This window comes from Bacillus sp. 05T31 (assembly GCF_056396725.1).
The window spans coordinates 1-3,421 of sequence record NZ_JBFTMA010000488.1 but is presented as its reverse complement, the minus strand read 5'-3'; the positions used below and the strand labels follow the sequence as shown (position 1 = coordinate 3,421).

Here is a 3,421-nt window from a genome sequence, read left to right as displayed (position 1 = left end):
GTTTCTGTGAGATACCGAGAATCGTGAGTATCCCGAATTGCTGCTTCCGTACATTTAAAAATGTTCCAATTGAATATAAGAGAAAGAAGAACGAGAACATAACAATCACAAGCTGTGCTGTACTCGCTAAGTTCATTAGAGGATCTCGATCTTGAAAGCTTTGTACATTTTGTAAGCGTGGATGATACGCGTATACAGTAAATGAAAAGAAAACCATAATAGAAAAAGCACTACTTACAAAATAAGCAAAATATGCTTTAGAATTACGCGAGACATTTTTAAATGCAAATTGCCAAAACGTCATCCACGCCTTCCTCCTAATAATGCTAAAACATCTAATATTTCTTGATAAAATTTCTCGCGATATAGTCCGCGGTGTAATTCATTGTAAAGCCCACCATCTTTAATGAAAATAACGCGGTTACAATAACTTGCTGCAAACGGATCGTGCGTAACCATTAAAATCGTTGCATCCTCTTCTTTATTTAATTTCGTAAATAGCTCCATTACATCAATTGCTGCTTTCGAATCTAAGTTTCCTGTCGGTTCATCCGCAAGTAGAAGTGACGGATTATGAATAACAGCACGTGCTACCGCGGTACGTTGTGCTTGTCCTCCAGACACTTCAAAAATACGCTTGTCCAAAATATGATCAATTCCAAGTTTTGTTGAGATGTTATCGAGTTTTTCGTCCATTTCTTTCAAAGGGACATTATCTAACGTTAAAGGTAGTACGATATTTTCACCGATTGTCAGTGTATCTAGTAGGTTAAAGTTTTGGAAAACAAATCCTAACTCTTGGCGACGGAAAATAGCAAGCTTCTCTCTGCGGAACGTGTGCGGTTGTTTTCCGTTAATAATGACTTCACCAGAAGTAGGTGAATCAATTGTAGAGATAACGTTTAAAAATGTAGATTTTCCGCTTCCAGAAGGTCCCATAATCGCAACGAATTCACCTTTATCTACGTGTAAATTTATATTTTTTAAAGCAGTATGAGGGACTTTTCCTTCATACACTTTTGAGACGTTTTTTATGTGTAATACTTCTTCCATAATAATCACCTTTCTATTCATTAAAACTTAATATGTTGTGATAATTTTTGCATATAAAAGGAACGAATTAAAAGGAAAAAGAGAACTTCAACCGTTCCAAAGATTACAAGTACAACTGTAATCTCAGCGAATAATGAGAGATTTAATATTTCTTGCAACATCTTTGTCGCAAACATCGTATGGATGGATGCCATAATGTAAGGAACAAAGAATAGGATAGCAAGTTGGATTGTAGCGGACTGCTTCATTTCGGTTTCTGTTAAACCGATTTTTGTAATCGTTATATACTTTTCTTGCTCATTTGTTAAATCTGTATACATACGGAAGTAAAGAACACTGCCAGCTCCGATAAAGAAAATAACACCTAGGAAAGTACCAATTAAGAAAAACGAAGCAACATTTAATTTTGTTTTGTATAGAGAGTCGCTTGCTTCACTTGCATGAAACGGTGGATGTTCTGCCTGAATAGCTGCATTGTCATTATCAATTTTTGTTATAAATGCTGAACCGATATTATGTGCCTTTTCCCAATCTGGAACTTTGAAGCTATATACACTCATCTGTTTTGAAGCGGTTGATAAGGCTTCTACATTTTCATCAGATAGTACGAGTAATTGGTATATTAAGCTGTTTGGGAAGGGGTTATAACTTTTATATTCTTTCACTTGTAGTTGTAAATTGTTTTGAGTAAGTGGAAGAATATTTTTCTTTTCTTTAGTATGAATTGTTCCAATAACTTGATCGTCTAAGTCTTTCATAAGAATATAAGATTCATTCTTATTCACCGTGAGAGTTTCCCAGCTTAATGCTTTAGCAAGTACATTATAGTCACTTTGTTTAATGGCATAATAGAGCTGTGTGTTATCCTCAGCTGAAGATACTTCATATATGTCTGTTTTAAATTTTGTATAAGTAAAGTGCTCTTCATTAAATTTTTGTTCTAACCAATTTAAATGTTCATCGGCAAGCGTATTTTCAGTATGTGATAAATAAGTAAACGGGAAAGGATTTTGCCTTATTTCATCAAACTTTGTGAATTTCCCAAACCCATATAAGAATGTAATCATTGTGAAAGCGAGTGTCGATAACATCGTCACGATAAAGAGCATGTTAATATTTGTCCGAATCCGAGTTGCTAAATCAGAAACCCAAAGCATATTAATACGTTTCATATAAAATTTTCTTCTCGTCTTTAATATGCGAATGAGYAAGAAGCTAATKTGTGAGAAGAAAAAATATGTCCCAGCTGCAGCAAGTGATGGGATGACAAATATACAGGAGGCAGCGTACAAAAGCCCAGCGATATCTCCTAGTGACATAAAATATAGTGGGTTTGCTGCTAAAACATATCCAGATATTAAACATRTCGCACCAAAGAGAGAGATGAGTACAGATGCTTTTCTTTCTTTTTGTTTTGTTCCTTCTTTTAAAAGACGTACAGCTTTTCTCGTACGGATTAGCATCGGTGTAAAAGATGATACGAGAATGAAGAGTCCAAGAAAGATAATTATAGTTAAAACGATAGCAGCTGTAGGCCACCAATATAAATATAAACCAGGCACATGCGTAATTTTGGCGGTAACTAATAAAAAGAACTGTGAAAAGACAAGGCCAAATTGAATGCCGAAAAATATGGATAGGCCACCAATTAGCATGTTTTCTAGAAATACGAGCCTCTTTAATTGCTTTGGAGATATGCCAAGTACTGTTAAAATCCCGAACTGTTTTTTTCGTACTTTTAAGAAAGTACCGATTGAATATAGTAAAAAGAAAAATGAAAAGAATACAATGACAACTTCTGAGATTGTCATTAATATGTTCAGAGCAGCATTCACGCCTGTCATATGCAATTTAGGATGAAATAAATAAACTGCAAACGAGAAGAAAATTGCAATGGAAAACGCACTGCTTATAAAATAGGCGAAATAAGCTCTAGCGTTCCGCGTCACGTTTTTAAATGCAAACTGCCAAAATGTCATTCACTTAAACCTCCTAATAGAGCGAAGATGAAAAGAGTATGAGAGATACTCTTTTCATAAAGTTTGTTTTAAATATTTTGCCCATTCGTATACTGTGATAATTTTTGCATATAAAGCGAACGAATGAATAAGAAAAATAGGATTTCAACGACTCCAAAAATAATAAGAACAGCTGAAATTTCTTTGAACAAAGATAAACCAATTACATCTTGAAGCATTTTTGTTGCGAACATTGTATGAATGGACGCCATAACGTACGGAACGAAAAATAAAATGCTAAGTTGAATGGTTGCAGATTTTTTCATCTCTGCATCTGTTACACCAATTTTTGAAATTGCTACATATTTTTCTTGTTCGTTCGTTAAATCTGTATACATTCTGAAGTAAAG

General features: G+C 34.3%; 2 protein-coding genes and 2 pseudogenes. All 4 read right to left on the bottom strand.

What is annotated here, in order from left to right; all coding sequences use genetic code 11:
• A pseudogene (locus tag AC1DJR_RS22560) lies at positions 1-304 on the bottom strand (ABC transporter permease); the annotation flags it as partial.
• Positions 301-1,053: an ABC transporter ATP-binding protein gene (locus tag AC1DJR_RS22555; RefSeq protein ID WP_105585892.1), complete on the bottom strand. Its 753-nt coding sequence runs from the start codon at positions 1,051-1,053 to the stop codon at positions 301-303. The gene AC1DJR_RS22555 and the pseudogene AC1DJR_RS22560, both read right to left, overlap by 4 nt.
• Positions 1,054-1,073: 20 nt before the next feature.
• On the bottom strand, positions 1,074-3,032 hold the full coding sequence (locus tag AC1DJR_RS22550) for an FtsX-like permease family protein (RefSeq protein WP_477003549.1): 1,959 nt from the start codon (positions 3,030-3,032) through the stop codon (positions 1,074-1,076).
• A 68-nt stretch (positions 3,033-3,100) separates the two neighbouring features.
• Positions 3,101-3,421, bottom strand: a pseudogene (locus AC1DJR_RS22545) (ABC transporter permease); the annotation flags it as partial.